The sequence below is a fragment of the Pseudomonas sp. YeP6b genome, from assembly GCF_025642995.1.
Lineage (GTDB): Bacteria > Pseudomonadota > Gammaproteobacteria > Pseudomonadales > Pseudomonadaceae > Aquipseudomonas.
This window is the reverse complement of record NZ_CP080090.1, coordinates 2,151,307-2,167,986: the sequence shown is the minus strand read 5'-3', so window position 1 is coordinate 2,167,986 and position 16,680 is coordinate 2,151,307. Positions and strand designations below refer to the sequence as shown.

The window sequence follows — 16,680 nt, the reverse complement described above, 5'->3', positions numbered from 1 at the left end:
ACAAACCTCATGCAGCCGATTCTGTCGAAGCTTTTTATGCGTGCTCTACAGCATGAAATTGATCATACAAATTTTCACTTGGTTTATGCCCGAAACGCAAGGCACCAGTGAGATAAGTCGACGATTCCCCCAGTGAACGCCTGGGGTTGGCGCCGGATGTAACTTTTCAGCCTGGCACTCAAGCCCAGGAGCCAACGCGCGAAGCCTGTGCAGCAGCTACCTCAAGCAAAGCAGCCATTTCGCCGCCACGACTAGCCTCAAGACCCGCGAGCAGAAATATTTGTCTAAGGGCATGCCCTCAACTGCTGTTTACAAAAAATTCAAGACGGATAGCCATGGCTATCGCTCGCTTGCGATGATTAGTTGTAAAAAAGTTGTTTGCGGGTGTTACACCGCTAACATTTTTTGCGTACTGGGCTTAAGCCCGATAATTACTTAAAGACAAGATCCGTAAGTATTGTTGCTCGCGAGCCGACTAGTTGCTGCCCTGGCCTTTGTCCTGGGCACACAAACTTGGGGGATTTTCATACAGATACGAGGGTGTTTGCCATAGCAGATGATCGGTCAAGACCCGCTCACCTGCCGAGTATTGAAGACGCAAGACACCCGCTACCGTTATCGGGCAGCATTTTACCCGATAACCGGCGTGCTTTGAACCTTGGCGCGGCTATTTTATAAAGCTCGCCCAGCGCAATGCTATCCGTAACTATCTGATTTTTTGAGAAAAATGGCTTAAAAGCGCGGTATCGGCTAACCCGATTGACAGAAGGGAGGGGCACACTCACCGTAGAGCCCCCAAATAGGAGCCCTCAAACAGCGCGTGCTTCACAAGAGGATTAACGAAAAGGAATAGCCTCCCCTACCCAACCCACAAGGGCGAGCAGTAGCGAAGAGGACATTATCCGCGCGCAGCAGACGCTCGCTTATTACGACGGCCACTGGCGGCCAAAAGGCAAAATAACGGACCTATCAACAACCCGACGATCAGCGCAGCCACAACATACACCGCCACCGGCAATTGCATGGTGGTCCACCCCAGGAACGAAAGAGAGACGCCTTGTTGGTTTTCCAACACAAAGCCCAACACCACCAGCGCGACAGCCAGCACTGCCAGCACCAGAACAACGCGTTTAATCCCACGCATAACTTACTCCTACCCCAAAACCACTCAGACGCCTTCTTCCTCGTCTTCGTTCACTCGATCCCGCAACTCCTTGCCCGGCTTGAAGTGCGGCACAAACTTGCCGTCGAGGCTGACGGACTGCCCGGTTTTCGGGTTACGGCCCACACGCGGTGCGCGGTAGTGCAAGGAAAAGCTACCAAAGCCCCGGATCTCGATTCGATCCCCAGTGGCCAAGCATTGGGACATTTGCTCAAGCATGGTCTTGATAGCCAGCTCTACATCCTTGGATGAAAGCAGCCCTTGATGGGTGACAATTCGTTCGATTAACTCCGACTTCGTCATATTTTTCCCTTCTTTTTCAAGCAGCTAGGAAAAGCGCTTCAGAGGTTTTAGCATGACTTGGTGAATTTGAACAGCCCACACCCTAACTTATCTGCAGGTTCGTTTTACGCCCATAAAAAGTGCCAGCGCCCTCATTTGCAGATCACCAGCATCGTGCGGGTCACCGCGCCAGCCGGGTTCCAGCCAAACAGATAGTCACCCTCTTCATCCTTGGCGTCGCTGGAACGAGCTACAACCTTGTAGCCCTGCATCTTGCACTCGCGGGCAGCACGCTTCTCACACTTCTCCCAATTGGAGCCAAGCCCTGAACAGTCAATCTCGATGCCGCTGACGCCGTGCCTGGCGTGAGTCTTGGCACTGGTGGAGCAGCCAGCAAGCAGCATCATTGAGAAAACGACAATAAACCTGTTCATTCAAATCCTTATTGAAGCAACAACACGAAATAGCGCGTATGAAAACTATAGTCAGTTCTGACACCCCGCTGTAAGACTTGGTTCGAGGTTGTTGATTCAACAAATTTCAGGCACAAAAAAGGGCGACCGAAGTCGCCCTTTTTCTATGGTCTGACAGAACTTAGTTCTGTTTTTCCATCTGTGCACGCAGCAGGTCGCCCAGAGTGGTAGGACCAGCAGAAGGCTCAGACGAAGCTGGCTTATCGCGCAGGCTTTGAATGGCTTCTTTCTCTTCGATCTCGTCTTTCGACTTGATGGAGAGCTGGATTACGCGGCTCTTACGGTCAACGCTGATGATCTTGGCTTCTACTTCCTGGCCTTCTTTCAGAACGTTACGCGCGTCTTCAACGCGGTCACGGCTGATTTCGGAGGCTTTCAGAGTCGCTTCGATATCGTCGGCCAGAGTGATGATGGCGCCTTTGGCGTCAACTTCTTTCACGATGCCTTTAACGATTGCGCCTTTGTCGTTCTCTTGAACGTACTCGGAGAACGGATCGCTTTCCAGCTGCTTGATACCCAGGGAGATGCGCTCGCGCTCTGGGTCAACCGACAGGATAACGGTGTCCAGCTCGTCGCCCTTCTTGAAACGACGAACAGCTTCTTCGCCAACTTCGTTCCAGGAGATGTCGGACAGGTGAACCAGGCCGTCGATGCCGCCATCCAGACCAATGAAGATACCGAAATCGGTGATCGACTTGATGGTGCCGGAGATTTTATCGCCCTTGTTGAACTGGCCAGAGAAATCTTCCCATGGGTTAGATTTGCACTGCTTGATGCCCAGGGAGATACGACGACGCTCTTCGTCGATGTCCAGAACCATAACTTCCACTTCGTCGCCGACTTGTACGACTTTCGAAGGGTGGATGTTTTTGTTGGTCCAGTCCATTTCGGAAACGTGTACCAGGCCTTCCACGCCTTCTTCCAGCTCTGCGAAGCAGCCGTAGTCGGTCAGGTTGGTAACACGCGCGGTTACGCGAGTGCTTTCTGGGTAACGAGCTTTGATAGCAACCCATGGATCTTCGCCCAGCTGCTTCAAGCCCAGGGAAACGCGGTTACGCTCACGATCGTACTTCAGAACCTTGACATCGATCTCGTCGCCAACGTTGACGATTTCGGAAGGATGCTTGATACGCTTCCAAGCCATGTCGGTAATGTGCAGCAGGCCATCGACGCCACCCAGATCGACGAATGCGCCGTAATCGGTGAGGTTCTTGACGATACCTTTGACTTGTTGGCCTTCCTGCAGGGATTCCAGCAGAGCTTCACGCTCGGCGGAGTTCTCTGCTTCCAGCACGCTGCGACGGGAAACGACAACGTTGTTGCGCTTCTGGTCGAGCTTGATGACCTTGAATTCGAGTTCTTTGCCTTCCAAGTGCGTGGTGTCGCGCACTGGACGAACGTCGACCAAAGAACCTGGCAGGAACGCACGGATGCCGTTAACGTCGACAGTGAAGCCGCCTTTAACCTTACCGTTGATAACGCCCTTGACCACTTCTTCAGCTGCGAAGGCTGCTTCGAGAACAATCCAGCATTCAGCGCGCTTGGCTTTTTCACGGGACAGCTTGGTTTCACCGAAACCGTCTTCAACCGAGTCCAGAGCAACGTGAACTTCGTCACCGACATTGATAGTCAGGTCGCCAGCATCGTTGTAGAACTGTTCCAGCGGGATCAGAGCTTCAGACTTCAGACCAGCGTGAACGGTTACCCAGCGAGCTTGGTAATCGATATCAACGATAACACCGGTGATGATGGAGCCAGCCTGAAGGTTCAGGGTTTTTAGGCTTTCTTCAAAGAGTTCCGCAAAGCTTTCGCTCATTTTAATTCCTGTTGATAAGGGCGAAGAATACGCCCATCTCCACACCCCAGACGGTGTGGGTTAGTTTCAATTAGAAGAAGCACCGCAGGACTATGACTGGTCCCCTGCAGCCTTCTTGGTCACCCGGCGATATCGCGAATGGCGATTTCACTCAAGATGCGTTCCAGCACCTGCTCGATGGACAACTCCGTGGAATCCAGCTGTATGGCGTCAGCCGCCGGCTTAAGCGGGGCTACCGCACGCTGGGTATCACGCTCATCGCGTGCACGGATCTCATCTAGCAGACTCGACAGACTAACACCATCGACTTTTCCCTTCAACTGCAAGTAACGGCGGCGAGCCCGTTCCTCGGCGCTGGCGGTCAGGAAAATCTTCAGCGGCGCTTCCGGAAACACCACGGTGCCCATGTCACGACCATCGGCGACAAGGCCCGGCGGCTCCTGAAAAGCCCGCTGACGCTGCAGCAATGCGTCACGCACGGCCGGCAGCGCGGCAACCTGCGAAGCCCAGGAACCGACTTGTTCGTTGCGCAGGTCATCGGTGACGTCATCGCCTTCAAGGATGATGCGCTGCGGATGACCTTCCGTCGCGCCGACGAACTGCACATCCAGGTGCGCCGCCAGCAGCTTCAGGGATTCTTCGTTGGTCAGGTCGACGCCATGGTTGCGTGCGGCAAACGCCAGCACGCGGTACAGCGCGCCGGAATCGAGCAGGCACCAGCCCAGGCGCTTGGCCAGAATGCCGGCGATGGTGCCTTTGCCCGAGCCGCTTGGCCCGTCGATGGTAATCACCGGTGCTTTGATATTCACAATTGAGCCTCTTGGGCAACACGGATGCCGACGTGGGCACACAGTGTAAGAAAATTCGGAAAAGATGTAGCTACATTGGCGCAGTCACGAATACGAATCGGCGCAGTAGCCCGTAAGGACGCCACGCTGAAGGCCATGGCAATCCGGTGGTCGCCATGGGCATGCACGTCGCCCCCGCCTATCAGGCCCCCGCCAATGATAATCCCATCAGGTGTCGGTTCACACTTCACGCCCAATGCCAACAGACCGTCGGCCATGACCTGAATACGGTCGGACTCTTTCACGCGCAACTCTGCAGCGCCGCGCAATACAGTGCGGCCCTCAGCGCAGGCCGCCGCGACGAACAACACCGGGAACTCATCAATAGCCAGCGACACCAACGCGTCAGGAATCTCGATGCCCTTCAGCGCAGCAGCACGCACGCGCAGGTCCGCAACCGGTTCACCGCCGACCTCACGAAGGTTTTCCAGGGTGATATCCGCGCCCATCAGCCGCAGGATATCGATCACCCCGGTACGTGTCGGGTTGATCCCCACATGCTCCAGCAACAACTCGGAGCCTTCGGCAATCGACGCCGCCACCAGGAAGAATGCAGAAGAAGAAATATCCCCCGGCACCTCAATATGCGTGGCGGTCAATGCATGGCCCGACTCGATCGACGCCGTAGCGCCCTGCACCTGCAGCGGGTACCCGAAGCCGCGCAGCATTCGCTCGGTATGATCACGGGTCGGGGCCGGCTCAGTCACCGAGGTTTTACCCTCGGCGTACAAACCTGCCAGCAACAGGCAGGATTTGACCTGCGCACTGGCCATCGGCAGCGTATAGGTCAGACCCTTCAATGCCTGGCCACCGCGAATGGTCAACGGCGGGCGCCCTTGCGGCCCGGTTTCGATCACCGCTCCCATTTCCCGCAGCGGCGTGACCACGCGGCTCATTGGGCGCTTGGACAGTGAAGCATCACCGGTCAAGACACTGTCGAAGCTCTGCGCCGCCAGCAACCCGGACAGCAGGCGCATGGACGTCCCGGAGTTACCCAGGTAAATCGGCCCCGGCGCTGGTTTCAAGCCATGCAAGCCAACGCCATGAATGGTCACGCGCCCATGGTGCGGCCCTTCAATCACCACGCCCATGTCACGAAACGCCTGCAAGGTTGCCAGGGCATCTTCACCTTCAAGAAAACCTTCAACCTCGGTCACGCCATCGGCCAATGAACCAAGCATGATCGAGCGATGGGAGATCGACTTGTCGCCCGGCATCCGAATCTGCCCGCTCAAGCGGCCACCCGGGTTGGCGAGAAAGGTCAGCTCATCGGCGTTCACGGCAGTTTCCATGTAGGCCCGGCGAGCCAGGATCTTGCTGAAATGCTCACGCGCCACCCTTGCACGGGTGAAAACGCCCAGTAATTGATGGCCGTCCCCGGCATCCACCGCGTCGCGCAAGGCGTCGAGGTCACTGCGGAAGGTGTCCAGGGTGCGCAATACCGCCTCGCGATTGGCAAGGAAGATGTCGTGCCACATCACCGGGTCGCTGCCGGCAATGCGCGTGAAATCGCGGAAGCCACCGGCGGCGTAGCGGAAAATGTCGAGGTTTTCGTTACGCTTGGCCAAAGAATCAACTAGACCAAACGCCAGCAGATGCGGCAAATGACTGGTCGCCGCCAGCACTTCGTCGTGGCGCTCGACCTGCATATGCTCGACATCCGCGCCCAGCTCGCGCCACAGCCGATCAACCACAGCCAACGCCGCCGGATCGGTTTGCTCAAGTGGCGTCAGGATCACCTTATGGCGGCGGAACAGCTGCGCATTGGACGCCTCCACCCCGCTCTGCTCGGAACCGGCAATCGGGTGGCCCGGCACAAAACGCGCCGGCATGCCGCCAAACGCGAGTTGTGCCGCGCGCACCACATTGCCTTTGGCACTGCCGACGTCCGTCAGGATCGCCTGGCCCAAGTCCATCTCGGCCAGCAAAGCCAGCAGCTTCTCCATGGCCAGAATCGGCACAGCGAGCTGGATCACATCCGCGCCCTGGCATGCGAGCGCCAGGTCAGCTTCACAGCGATCCACCACGCCCAACTCAACCGCCAACTTGCGCGATTGTGGGTCCAGGTCCACACCGACCACTTCGCCGCACAACCCGCTTTCACGCAGGCCTTTGGCGAAGGAGCCGCCGATCAACCCCAGACCGACCACCACCAAGCGACCGATCATAGGCACAGCAGGTTGCAATGCAGTGACATCAACCACGAGCCAGAACCTTGGCCAACGCCTCCAGGAAGCGGCTGTTTTCCGCCGGCAAACCGATGGTGATACGCAGGTGGTTCGGCATGCCGTAGTTGGCCACCGGGCGCACAATCACGCCTTCGCGCAGCAGGCCCTGAAAGACCGGCGCAGCCGGTTGACCAAGGTCGACGCAAATGAAGTTGCCCTTGGACGGAATCCAGCCCAAGCCCAACTCACGGAAGCCTTCCTGCAGTTGCAGCATGCCGCTTTCGTTGATGCGACGGCCTTCTTCCAGGTATTCGGCATCCTTCACCGCCGCACAGGCCGCCGCCAGGGCGAGGCTGTTGACGTTGAACGGTTGGCGCACGCGGTTCAGCACATCGGCCACCACCGCCGTGGACAGGCCGTAACCCACCCGCAGCGAGGCCAGGCCATAGGCCTTGGAGAACGTACGCGACACCAGCAGGTTCGGGTAAGCCGCGAGGAAATCCAGGCCGTCCGGCAGGTCGCTGCCTTCGGCGTACTCGATGTAGGCCTCGTCCAGCACTACCAGCACGTGCTCCGGTACGTCTTGCAGAAAGTCGTTCAACGCCTGCGCATCGAACCAGGTGCCGGTCGGGTTGTTAGGGTTGGCGATAAACACCACACGGGTCTGGGCGTCGATGGCCGCCAGCATGGCCGGCAGGTCATGCCCCCAATCCTTGGCCGGAATAACGCGCGCGTCAGCACCCACCGCCTGAGTGACAATCGGATAGACGGCAAAAGCGTGCTCGCTGAACACCGCATTCAAGCCAGGCGCGAGGTAGGCGCGGCCGACCAACTCAAGAATGTCGTTGGAACCGTTACCCAAGGTCACTTGGTTCAACTCGACCCGGCAGTTTTCCGCCAGCAGGGACTTGAGGGCAAAACCGTTACCGTCCGGATAGCGGGTCAGCTCAGCCAGCGCTTCACGAATCGCCGCCAACACCTTGGGGCTTGGGCCCAGCGGGTTTTCGTTGCTGGCCAGCTTTACGATCTTCGACGGGTCCAGGTTCAACTCACGCGCCAGCTCGTCCACAGGCTTGCCTGGAACGTAAGGCGACAGTTGTTGCACGCCCGGCTGAGCCAGGGCGAGGAAGTTGCCACTCATGTTAAAGCCTCACAAAACCGCTTTCGGGTAAGAGCCCAGCACCTTGAGTGCTACGGCTTCCTGACTGATTTTCTCCAGCACACCTTTAACCAGTGGGTCGCGGTGATGGCCGATGAAGTCGATAAAGAACACATAAGTCCATTTACCGCTGCGCGAAGGGCGCGTCTCGATTCGCGTCAGGTCAATCCCGTTGTCGTGGAACGGCACCAGCAGCTCATGCAGCGCGCCGGGCTTGTTGCTCATGGAGACGATGATCGAAGTCTTGTCGTCGCCGGTCGGCGGCACTTCCTGGCTGCCGATCATCAAGAAGCGCGTGGAGTTGTCCGGGCGGTCCTCGATTTTCTCGGCCAGACGCGTCAGGCCGTACAGGCCAGCGGCCATATCGCCGGCAATCGCCGCCGAATTCCACTCACCCTTGACCCGCTTGGCCGCTTCGGCGTTGCTGGACACCGCCACGCGCTCGACATTCGGGTAATGGGCGTCCAGCCACTTGCGGCACTGGGCCAGGGACTGAGCGTGGGAGTAGATACGGCTGATGCTGTCGGTCTTGGTGTTCTCGCCCACCAGCAAGTGGTGGTGGATACGCAGCTCAACTTCGCCGCAGATCACCATGTCGTGCTCAAGGAAGCTGTCCAGCGTGTGGTTGACCGCGCCTTCAGTGGAGTTCTCCACCGGCACCACGCCAAAGTTCACCGCACCAGCGGCCACTTCACGGAACACTTCGTCGATCGCCGCCATCGGCTTGCTGATCACGGCGTGGCCGAAGTGCTTCATGGCTGCTGCTTGGGTGAAGGTGCCTTCAGGGCCGAGGTAAGCCACTTTCAGCGGCTGCTCCAGTGCCAGGCACGAAGACATGATTTCACGGAACAACCGCGCCATCTCTTCGTTGCCCAGCGGGCCCTGGTTGCGCTCCATGACGCGCTTGAGCACCTGGGCTTCGCGCTCAGGCCGGTAGAATACCGGCACTTCGCCTTCCGCCAGAGACGCCATCTTCACTCGTGCAACTTCCTGGGCGCACCGCGCGCGCTCACTGATCAGCTCCAGGACTTTCTCGTCCAGGCTGTCAATGCGTACGCGCAGAGCTTTGAGTTCTTGCTCAGACATTAGCCGTGTTCCTTTTCGAACTCTGCCATGTAGGCCACCAGCGCCTTGATGGCGTTGATGTCGACAGCGTTGTAGATGGAGGCGCGCATGCCACCTACCGAACGGTGGCCCTTGAGGTTCAGCAGGCCACGTGCGTCGGCACCGGCCAGGAATGGCTTGTCCAGACGGTCGTCAGCCAGACGGAACGGTACGTTCATCCACGAGCGGTCGCTCAGGTTGATCGGGTTGCTGTACAGGCCGCTGGCGTCGATGAAGTCGTACAGGGTGCGCTTCTTCTCTTCGTTGAGCTTGCCCATGGCGGCGACACCGCCCTGCTCTTTGAGCCACTCGAACACCAGGCCCGACAGGTACCAGGCGAACGCCGGCGGGGTGTTGTACATCGAGCCATTATCGGCCGCGACCTTGTAGTTGAGCATGGTCGGGCACACCGAGCGCGCGCGACCCAGCAGGTCTTCACGGACGATGTTGACCAAGATGCCGCTGGGGCCGATGTTCTTCTGCGCGCCGGCGTAGATCATGCCGTACTGGGACACATCAATCGGGCGCGAGAGGATGTCCGAGGACATGTCGCACACCAGCGGCACATCACCCACTTGCGGCACCCAGTCGAATTCCAGGCCGCCGATGGTTTCGTTGGCTACGTAGTGAACGTAGGCAGCATCCTTCGACAGCTTCCATTCGTTCTGACCGGGAATGGCGAAGTAGTCGTAAGGCTTGGCGGTGCCGGCCACATTGACGTGACCATAGCGCGAGGCCTCTTCAATCGCCTTCTGCCCCCAGATACCGGTGTCGATATAGTCGGCGGTGCCGTCTTCCGGCAGCAGGTTCAGCGGGATCTGGGCGAACTGCTGGCTCGCGCCGCCCTGCAGGAACAGCACTTTGTAGTTGGAGGGGATGCCCAGCAAGTCGCGCAGATCCTGCTCGGCCTTGGTGGCGATGGACACGAACTCATCGCTGCGATGGCTCATTTCCATCACAGAGAGGCCTTTTCCATGCCAGTCGAGGAGTTCACCCTGCGCGCGCTGCAGGACTGCTTCAGGAAGCGCCGCGGGACCGGCACAGAAGTTATAGGCTCTCTTGCTCACATCCAATCTCACTCTGATCTGGTTGGGGCTGCAATCATGTTCGGCAACAACCTTTATCTGAAGCAAACCCACGCGGGAGTTGGCTTGCCTGCGATACAGGCACCTCGGTAGTTCAACGGGTACCGCGGTGATGCTATCGCAGGCAAGCCAGCTCCCACAGGGAACGGCTCCAGACAAAAGCCAAGTATTTCAAAGGGGACAAACAACAAGGGGGCGAATCTTCATCCGCCCCCTGTGTGTCCGCTTATTCCTGCGGTTCTTCTTCGTCTGCGGCAGCATCGAGGGTTGGCTCGTCGACGTGGTCATCGCCGGTTGCGATCACCTCGCCGTCAAACACTTCACCTTCTTCCAGCTCTTCGCCACCGACTTCCGACGGTTCCTGCACACGCTCCAGGCCGACCAGTTTTTCGTCCTTGGCCAGCTTGATCAGCGTCACGCCTTGGGTGTTGCGACCCAGGCTCGACACTTCAGCCACACGGGTACGTACCAGGGTGCCCTGGTCGGAAATCAGCATGATTTCCTCGCCATCGAGCACCTGGACCGCGCCGACCAGACGGCCGTTGCGATCGTTGCTGACCATGGCGATAACGCCCTGGCCGCCACGCTTGTACTCCGGGAATTCGCTGATGGCAGTACGTTTGCCATAACCGCGCTCGGAAGCGGTGAGGATCTGGCTGCCTTCTTCCGGGATCAGCATCGAAATCAGCTTCTGCCCTTCAGGCAGACGCATGCCGCGCACACCGCGAGCGGTACGGCCCATGGCACGCACGTCGGATTCCTTGAAGCGAGTCACTTTGCCGCCGTCGGAGAACAGCATGACTTCACGCTCGCCATCGGTGATGGCAGCGGAGATCAGCACGTCGCCTTCATCCAGCTCCAGGGCGATCAGGCCCACGCTGCGCTGACGGCTGAAGGACTCCAGCGGAGTCTTCTTCACGGTGCCTTTGGCGGTCGCCATGAAGATGAAGTGACCCTCGGTGTATTCGTCAACCGGCAACATGGTGGTGATGTATTCATCACTGTCCAGCGGCAGCAGGTTGACCAGCGGGCGACCACGGGCGGCGCGCGAGGCTTCCGGGATTTCGTAGGTTTTCAGCCAGTACACTTTGCCTTTGCTGGAGAACAGCAACAGCGTGGTGTGGCTGTTGGCGACGAGCAGGTGAGCGATGTAGTCCTCATCCTTCACGCCAGTAGCCGACTTACCTTTACCGCCACGACGCTGAGCCTGGTACGCAGCCAACGGCTGGGTCTTGGCGTAGCCACCGTGGGAGATGGTCACCACACGCTCTTCTTCCGGGATCATGTCACCCAGGGTCAGGTCGAGACGGGCATCGAGGATTTCGGTGCGGCGCACGTCGCCGTACTCGGCACGGATCACTTCCAGTTCTTCGCGGATCACTTCCATCAGGCGCACAGCGCTGCTGAGGATGCGGATCAACTCGCCGATCTGGTTGAGGATCTCCTGGTACTCGGCCAGCAGCTTCTCGTGCTCCAGACCGGTCAGGCGGTGCAGACGCAGCTCCAGGATAGCCTGGGCCTGTTCCGGCGACAGGAAGTACTTGCCGTCGCGCAGACCGTATTGCGGGTCCAGGGTCTCCGGGCGGCACGAATCGGCACCGGCACGTTCAACCATCGCCACGACGGCGCTGGATTCCCACGGCATCTTGATCAGCGCTTCTTTAGCTTCCGACGGCGTCGGCGAAGCCTTGATCAGCGCGATAACCGGGTCGATGTTCGACAGCGCAACCGCCTGGCCTTCCAGGATGTGGCCGCGCTCACGCGCTTTGCGCAGTTCGAACACGGTACGGCGGGTGACCACTTCGCGACGGTGACGCACGAAGGCTTCCAGCAGATCCTTGAGGTTCAGGATGCGCGGGCGACCGTCGATCAGGGCAACCACGTTGATACCAAACACGCTTTGCAGCTGGGTCTGGGCGTAGAGATTGTTGAGGATCACCTCAGGCACTTCGCCACGACGCAGCTCGATCACCACGCGCATACCGTCTTTGTCGGACTCGTCGCGCAGCTCGGTGATGCCTTCCAGCTTCTTCTCTTTAACCAGCTCGGCGATCTTCTCGATCAGACGCGCCTTGTTCAACTGGTATGGGAGTTCGGTGATGACGATCTGCTGGCGGCCACCGACCTTGTCGATGTCTTCGATCATCGAGCGGGCGCGCATGTAAATGCGGCCGCGACCGGTGCGATAGGCTTCGATGATGCCGGCGCGACCGTTGATGATCGCGGCGGTCGGGAAGTCCGGACCGGGGATGTATTGCATCAGCTCATCGATGGTCAGCTCAGGGTTGTCGATGAGCGCCAGGCAACCGTCGATGACTTCACCGAGGTTGTGCGGCGGGATGTTGGTGGCCATGCCCACGGCGATACCGCTGGAGCCGTTGACCAGCAGGTTGGGAATACGGGTTGGCATGACCGCCGGGATCATTTCGGTGCCGTCGTAGTTCGGCACCCAGTCCACGGTTTCTTTATGCAGGTCGGCCAGCAGCTCGTGCGCCAGCTTGGTCATGCGCACTTCGGTGTATCGCATGGCCGCGGCGTTGTCGCCGTCGACCGAACCGAAGTTACCCTGGCCGTCTACCAGCAGGTAGCGCAGGGAAAACGGCTGGGCCATCCGAACGATGGTGTCGTACACCGCAGTGTCGCCGTGAGGGTGATACTTACCGATCACGTCACCGACAACACGGGCAGATTTCTTGTACGGCTTGTTCCAGTCGTTACCCAGCTCGCTCATCGCGAACAGCACACGCCGGTGCACGGGCTTCAAGCCATCGCGCGCATCAGGCAGTGCCCGCCCGACAATTACGCTCATCGCGTAGTCGAGGTAGGACTGTTTCAGCTCGTCTTCGATATTGACCGGGAGGATTTCTTTGGCCAGTTCGCCCATGAGAAGCCTGATTCCTTTTTCGGGTGAAACCTCGTCACATCCTATGGGACGAACGAAGCTCGCCGCTGCCGGCAGAGTGCCTGACAACGACTTACGACAAATCAACGAGTTATGACACGGATCTGCACGTTATAGGCGGCCCCTTGAGGCAGCCCTGGAAACCGCCGGATGTTATCACAATCGCCGCCACGCACCTATCCCCCTGATGCGCATGGAGCATAGTAAGTTGACGGATGACAGGCTTGAGGGCGACGAGAGGGGCTCAGAGATAGGGTGGTGCTATTTTTCCGGGGCAGATGCGAGGGGTTTATTGACTTTTAAGGCCAATCGCGGGCAAGCCCGCTCCCACCTGTTGATTTGTGAACACAATGAGTGTGGGAGCTGGCTGGCCTGCGATGACGGTTCCACAGACAGCAAAGCCCTCAATGCAGGCGCTTACGGCACATCAACTTGGCCAGCTTGGCCGTATCCGGGCGCTCAACAACGCCCTTTTCCGTGACGATCACATCAATCAGGTCGGCTGGCGTCACGTCAAATACCGGATTAAAAGCAGCCACCTCCAAGCGCTGCCCCATGACATCCAGCAATTCACCGGGATCACGCTCTTCCAGCGCGACGTCATCGCCCGTTGCCATCATCAAATCCAGCGTCGAACTCGGCGCCACCACCATAAAACGCACGCCGTGGTGCATGGCGCACACGGCTAACTGGTAAGTGCCGATCTTGCTTACCACATCACCATTGGCGGCAATGCAGTCGGCGCCGACAACCACCCAGGTCACCCCCTTGGTCTTGAGGATATGCGCGCCGGCCGAGTCAGTATTCACCGTGACCGGGATGCCCTCGCCCGCCAGTTCCCACGCCGTCAGCCGCGAACCTTGCAGCCAGGGCCGCGTTTCGTTGACGTAGACACGTTCGACCAAGCCTTCCAGGAAGGCCGCACGAATCACCCCGAGCGCCGTGCCGACACCGCCGGTCGCCAGTGCGCCAGTATTGCCATGGGTCAGGATCGCCTGGGGGTTGCCCTGGTGCTTGCGAATCCGCTCAAGACCCAGTTGGGCCATGACCACATTGGCTTCCCGGTCGCTTTCATGGATCCCAATGGCTTCGGCTTCCAGCGCCGCCAGCGGGTCGGCGTGCTTGCTGACGCGGTCCAGGCGATCACGCATGCGCTTCAAAGCCCAGAACAGGTTCGACGCCGTCGGACGGGTATCGGCCAATAGCGCGTAGCCTTCTTCCCACGCAGCCTGCCAGTCACCGCCTTCAGCCATGGATTCACGGGCGGCGAGCACCAGGCCATAGGCGGCGCTGATACCAATGGCCGAGGCGCCGCGCACTACCATCGTGCGTATGGCATCGGCTACTTCAGCCACAGTAGTGCAGGCAACCCAGGATTCCTGAGACGGCAAGGCACGCTGATCGAGCAGGTGCAGCGCGCCATCACGCCATTGGATGGCCTTCACTTTCTCTGCCGCTAACAGTCGGTCGCGCATCCCTTACCCCGCACTCATGAACAAAAGCCGCCGATTATAGCGATCCGCCAGCCTGGACGCTCGGGTATACTTCGCCCTTCTTTTATAGCTGCCCGGGAAGAAGCCTGCGATGACCTCCACTGCCGCCCCGCTCGACGTGTTGCTGCTGCCCACCTGGCTGGTACCTGTCGAACCTGCCGGCGTGGTGTTCAAGGAATACGGCCTGGGCATTCGCGATGGGCGCATCGCCTTTATCGGGCCACGGGCCGCCGCGCTGAAGCTTTCGGCCACCGAAGTGCGCGAGCTGCCGGGCATGCTGCTCAGCCCCGGCCTGATCAATGCCCACGGCCATGCGGCGATGAGCCTGTTCCGCGGGCTGGCCGATGATTTGCCGCTGATGACCTGGCTGGAAAAGCACATCTGGCCCGCCGAGGCCAAGTGGGTCGATGAAGCCTTCGTGCGCGACGGCACCGACCTGGCTATCGCCGAGCAGCTCAAGGGCGGCATCACGTGCTTTTCCGACATGTATTTCTACCCCAAGGTCGCCAGCGACTGCGTACACAACAGCGGCATGCGCGCGCAGATCGCGATTCCGATCCTCGACTTCCCGATTCCCGGCGCCAGCACGGCCGATGAGGCGATTCGCCAGGGTGTAGAGCTGTTCGGCGACCTCAAGCACCACCCACGTATCAAGATCACCTTCGGCCCGCACGCGCCCTACACCGTGTGCGATGAGAACCTGGAGAAGATCCGCATCATCGCCGAGGAGCTGGACGCGGCCATCCACATGCACGTGCATGAAACCGCTTTTGAAGTGCAGCAAGCCGTCGAGCAGACCGGTGAACGCCCCTTGGCGCGCCTGGGCCGCCTCGGCTTGCTCGGCCCGCGCTTCCAGGCCGTTCATATGACCCAAATCAGCGAGGACGACCTGGCTTTGCTGGTAGAAAGCAACACCAGCATCATCCATTGCCCGGAATCGAACCTGAAACTGGCCAGCGGCTTTTGCCCGGTGGAGCGTCTGTGGCAGGCTGGCGTCAATGTGGCGATCGGCACCGACGGCGCCGCCAGCAACAATGACCTGGACCTGTTGGGCGAAACCCGTACCGCCGCGATGCTGGCCAAGGCCGTCGCCGGCTCGGCCACCGCCCTGGATGCCCACCGTGCCCTGCGTATGGCCACGCTCAACGGCGCACGGGCCATGGGCCTGGAAAGCGAGATAGGCTCGCTGGAGGTCGGCAAGGCCGCCGATATCGTGGCCTTTGATCTTTCAGGGCTGGCGCAACAACCGATCTACGATCCGGTCTCACAGCTTATATATGCCACCGGACGCGATTGTGTGAAACACCTTTGGGTCGCCGGCAAGCAGTTGCTCGACGACCGGCAATTGACCCGCATGGATGAACAACAGTTGACCGCCACGGCCATTGCCTGGGGCCAGCGCATCAGCGGGCACAGCGAATAACGCAGGGTTTGAACCTACGCTTGAACATCTGCAAACCGATTTATCAGATTTAGAGGATTCACCATGAGCAACGTCGACCACGCCGAAATCGCCAAATTCGAAGCCCTGGCCCACCGCTGGTGGGACCGTGAAAGCGAGTTCAAACCGCTGCACGACATCAACCCGCTGCGGGTCAACTGGATTGACGAACGCGTCAACCTCGCGGGCAAAAAAGTACTCGACGTTGGTTGCGGCGGCGGCATCCTCAGCGAAGCGATGGCCCAGCGTGGCGCCACGGTAATGGGTATCGACATGGGCGAAGCCCCGCTGGCCGTGGCCCAGTTGCACCAGCTGGAGTCCGGTGTGAGCGTGGAATACCGCCAGATCACCGCCGAAGCCCTGGCCGAAGAAATGCCTGAGCAGTTCGACGTGATCACCTGCCTTGAGATGCTCGAGCACGTACCGGACCCGTCCTCAGTGATCCGCGCCTGCTTCCGCATGGTCAAGCCGGGCGGCCAGGTGTTCTTCTCCACCATCAACCGCAACCCCAAGGCCTACCTCTTCGCGATCATCGGCGCCGAATACATCATGAAGCTGCTGCCGCGCGGCACCCACGACTTCAAGAAATTCATCCGCCCTTCCGAACTGGGCGCCTGGAGCCGTCAGGCCGGGCTGACCGTCAAAGACATCATCGGCCTGACCTACAACCCGCTGACCAAGCACTACAAGCTGGCCAGCGACGTTGACGTCAACTACATGATCCAGACCCTGCGCGAGGAGTAAGCC

The 16,680-nt window shown here is 59.3% G+C and carries 13 protein-coding genes; 2 read left to right on the top strand and 11 right to left on the bottom strand.

Annotation, left to right across the window (positions count from 1 at the left end):
- Positions 1-898 precede the first annotated feature (898 nt).
- The 11 genes from KZH41_RS09750 to mtnA form a co-directional block, all read right to left on the bottom strand.
- A complete protein-coding gene (locus tag KZH41_RS09750; RefSeq protein ID WP_094952933.1) occupies positions 899-1,144 on the bottom strand; it encodes a LapA family protein in 246 nt (81 codons plus the stop codon).
- Between the two features lie 24 nt (positions 1,145-1,168).
- The gene (gene ihfB, locus KZH41_RS09745; protein WP_003218804.1) at positions 1,169-1,465 is read right to left on the bottom strand and encodes an integration host factor subunit beta; all 297 of its coding nucleotides are present in this window, start codon (positions 1,463-1,465) and stop codon (positions 1,169-1,171) included.
- A gap of 131 nt (positions 1,466-1,596) precedes the next feature.
- Positions 1,597-1,878 carry a hypothetical protein gene (locus tag KZH41_RS09740; protein ID WP_094952932.1) on the bottom strand — a complete coding sequence of 94 codons (282 nt, stop codon included), beginning with the start codon at positions 1,876-1,878 and terminating at the stop codon, positions 1,597-1,599.
- A 160-nt stretch (positions 1,879-2,038) separates the two neighbouring features.
- Positions 2,039-3,733 carry a 30S ribosomal protein S1 gene (rpsA, locus tag KZH41_RS09735; protein ID WP_094952931.1) on the bottom strand — a complete coding sequence of 565 codons (1,695 nt, stop codon included), beginning with the start codon at positions 3,731-3,733 and terminating at the stop codon, positions 2,039-2,041.
- A gap of 119 nt (positions 3,734-3,852) precedes the next feature.
- Entirely contained in the window at positions 3,853-4,542 is a 690-nt protein-coding gene (cmk, locus tag KZH41_RS09730; RefSeq protein WP_242155068.1) for a (d)CMP kinase, read from the bottom strand.
- The gene (locus KZH41_RS09725; protein WP_263275093.1) at positions 4,539-6,749 is read right to left on the bottom strand and encodes a bifunctional prephenate dehydrogenase/3-phosphoshikimate 1-carboxyvinyltransferase; all 2,211 of its coding nucleotides are present in this window, start codon (positions 6,747-6,749) and stop codon (positions 4,539-4,541) included. The genes cmk and KZH41_RS09725 overlap by 4 nt, the downstream gene beginning before the upstream one ends.
- A 28-nt stretch (positions 6,750-6,777) precedes the next feature.
- On the bottom strand, positions 6,778-7,890 hold the full coding sequence (hisC, locus tag KZH41_RS09720) for a histidinol-phosphate transaminase (protein ID WP_242155064.1): 1,113 nt from the start codon (positions 7,888-7,890) through the stop codon (positions 6,778-6,780).
- A gap of 9 nt (positions 7,891-7,899) precedes the next feature.
- Positions 7,900-8,994, bottom strand: coding sequence for a prephenate dehydratase (pheA, locus tag KZH41_RS09715; RefSeq protein WP_094952927.1), 1,095 nt, complete (start codon positions 8,992-8,994; stop codon positions 7,900-7,902).
- Positions 8,994-10,079: a 3-phosphoserine/phosphohydroxythreonine transaminase gene (gene serC, locus KZH41_RS09710; RefSeq protein ID WP_263274740.1), complete on the bottom strand. Its 1,086-nt coding sequence runs from the start codon at positions 10,077-10,079 to the stop codon at positions 8,994-8,996. The genes pheA and serC overlap by 1 nt, the downstream gene beginning before the upstream one ends.
- A gap of 244 nt (positions 10,080-10,323) precedes the next feature.
- Positions 10,324-12,981: a DNA gyrase subunit A gene (gyrA, locus tag KZH41_RS09705; RefSeq protein ID WP_263274739.1), complete on the bottom strand. Its 2,658-nt coding sequence runs from the start codon at positions 12,979-12,981 to the stop codon at positions 10,324-10,326.
- 422 nt (positions 12,982-13,403) lie between these two features.
- Positions 13,404-14,474: an S-methyl-5-thioribose-1-phosphate isomerase gene (mtnA, locus tag KZH41_RS09700; RefSeq protein ID WP_094952924.1), complete on the bottom strand. Its 1,071-nt coding sequence runs from the start codon at positions 14,472-14,474 to the stop codon at positions 13,404-13,406.
- A gap of 109 nt (positions 14,475-14,583) precedes the next feature.
- Between mtnA and KZH41_RS09695 the strand changes: the two genes are divergently transcribed.
- Both KZH41_RS09695 and ubiG read left to right on the top strand, forming a co-directional pair.
- The gene (locus tag KZH41_RS09695; RefSeq protein ID WP_242155062.1) at positions 14,584-15,915 is read left to right on the top strand and encodes a TRZ/ATZ family hydrolase; all 1,332 of its coding nucleotides are present in this window, start codon (positions 14,584-14,586) and stop codon (positions 15,913-15,915) included.
- Between the two features lie 63 nt (positions 15,916-15,978).
- The gene (gene ubiG, locus KZH41_RS09690) at positions 15,979-16,677 is read left to right on the top strand and encodes a bifunctional 2-polyprenyl-6-hydroxyphenol methylase/3-demethylubiquinol 3-O-methyltransferase UbiG (RefSeq protein ID WP_064451482.1); all 699 of its coding nucleotides are present in this window, start codon (positions 15,979-15,981) and stop codon (positions 16,675-16,677) included.
- Positions 16,678-16,680 lie beyond the last annotated feature (3 nt).